Origin of the sequence: Psychrobacter sp. (assembly GCF_030457785.1) — a bacterium.
Classification (GTDB): domain Bacteria; phylum Pseudomonadota; class Gammaproteobacteria; order Pseudomonadales; family Moraxellaceae; genus Psychrobacter.
Window position 1 is genome coordinate 1 of the sequence record NZ_JAKDUI010000291.1, and the last position, 1,987, is coordinate 1,987.

The 1,987-nt window shown below is 43.5% G+C and carries 1 protein-coding gene; it reads right to left on the bottom strand.

Annotated elements, in window-relative coordinates; translation table 11 throughout:
- Window positions 1–240: 240 nt before the first annotated feature.
- Window positions 241–1,818: an alkyl hydroperoxide reductase subunit F gene (gene ahpF / locus L0J61_RS10650; RefSeq protein ID WP_301466414.1), complete on the bottom strand. Its 1,578-nt coding sequence runs from the start codon at window positions 1,816–1,818 to the stop codon at window positions 241–243.
- Window positions 1,819–1,987: the final 169 nt, after the last annotated feature.

Genomic DNA, 1,987 nt, shown 5'->3' on the forward strand with positions numbered 1-1,987 from the left:
GTTGTTTTATGATGTTTGTCCTAACCATAACAATTTTATTTTGAACTGACTATACCAAAGCAACGTATCTGTAACGAAAGTTTTGTAACGAAGGTACCAAGGAAGTGCTTGGAATCTTTGCGATACCAAGCAAATGCCCCTCCTAAAGCGCACAAAAAAAGCCACCTCAACGTTGAGATGGCTTTCGATCTGACTTTACGTCTTGGCAGCTGACTGTATTACTAAGGCGTGAGCCAAAGCTTACTGCATGACTAAATAATCAAAAGCACTTAACGCAGCTTTGCTACCTTCACCCATGGCGATATTGATCTGCTTAAAGGGGACAGTCGTCACATCGCCACAAGCAAAGATACCTTTACGGTCTGTACGGCAGCGAGCATCAATCTCAATCTCACCAAAGCGGTTTAAATCGACAAAACCTTTGATGAAGTCAGTATTTGGCATCAGACCGATCTGTACGAAGACCCCCGCCAAATCACGCTCATGTGTTTCACCTGTATTACGATCTTGGTAGACGATTGAGCTCACTTTACCATCAGTTGCTTTGACTTCTTGCGTCGCAGCGCTAGTGATGAACTCGATATTGTCTTTTTCTTTGGCTTTATTGATCAATACCTGATCCGCTTTTAGATCATCAGCGAACTCAAGCACGGTCACATGCTTCACGATACCAGCAAGATCTATCGCTGCCTCCACGCCCGAGTTACCGCCACCAACGACCGAAATCTCCTTACCTTTGAAGAATGGACCATCACAGTGGGCACAAAAAGCCACACCTTTACCGATATTTTCGTCTTCACCAGGTACGCCAAGTTTGCGCCATTGAGCACCAGTCGCTAAGATAATACTACGAGTCTCAAATGTCTCGCCCGTGTTTAGGTGAATGCTATAGTTCTCTTCCACGGTCTCATCAATTTTTTTGACACTGACGTGCTCTTTGAGAGTGATATTGTACTCATTCAAATGCTTCTCAAAATTGGCAGACAGCTGCGTGCCTGTGATTAACGGCACAGAAATTAGATTTTCAATATCTTGTGTGTCTTTTACTTGTCCACCGATACGATCAGCAACCATCGTCACTTTTAGACCCTTACGTGCAGTATAAATCGCTGCCGCTACCCCAGCAGGTCCAGCACCAATGATCGTGACATCTTGTTGTTCTAATTGCTCTGCATCATCGTCCGCTTCTGCCAATAAATCAGGGTACTGATCTTGTAGTTTTTGAATCAACTTGGCAGTATCGATGAGACCATTGGCGAAGGGTTTACCATTTAGGAATACTGCTGGCACACCTTGAATATTGTTGGCATCCACCTGCTCTTGAAACAATGCGCCATCGATCATCTCATTGCTAATATCGTCGTTAAGAAGCGCAAATTGGTTTAGCGCTTGTACGACTTCTGGACAGCTGTGGCAAGACAATGATACATAAGTCTGAAACTGTAATGGCTTTTTAAAACGTTTGACAAGCTTTTGAATGCCTTCATCTAACTTTAGCGTGTGACCACCCGCCTGAAGAATCGCTAAAATCAACGATGTAAACTCGTGACCACCTGGGATACCACTGAAGACAATACCAGTATCACTCAATGTCCCATCGATATGACTGTGCACCTTAAAGCTGATTGGGCTTGGGAGAGCATCATCAGTCACGGTTGAATCGAAATTAATCTTATCGGTCGTACCAGCGATTTTGTTCAAAAACTCAATGAGTTCAGCGCGCTTACTGTGCTCGCCACTACCCATTACAAAGGTAATTGGACGAGTCATGTTTTCGCTGTAGCTTTTGATGGCGTCTAATAAGTTTTGGTCTATCATGTTTGTTCCTCATCATTACTGGATATGTAACGGCAACTGTCTGCTGCACGTTTAAATGCGGGTTATGTCGTACTAGCAATCTTATTAAAAATATTATGAGTGATAACTTTATGCCCTTTGATGTCCCTATTATCGTAGGGTATGTCGCTTCGAGCAAGCTGAGAAACTC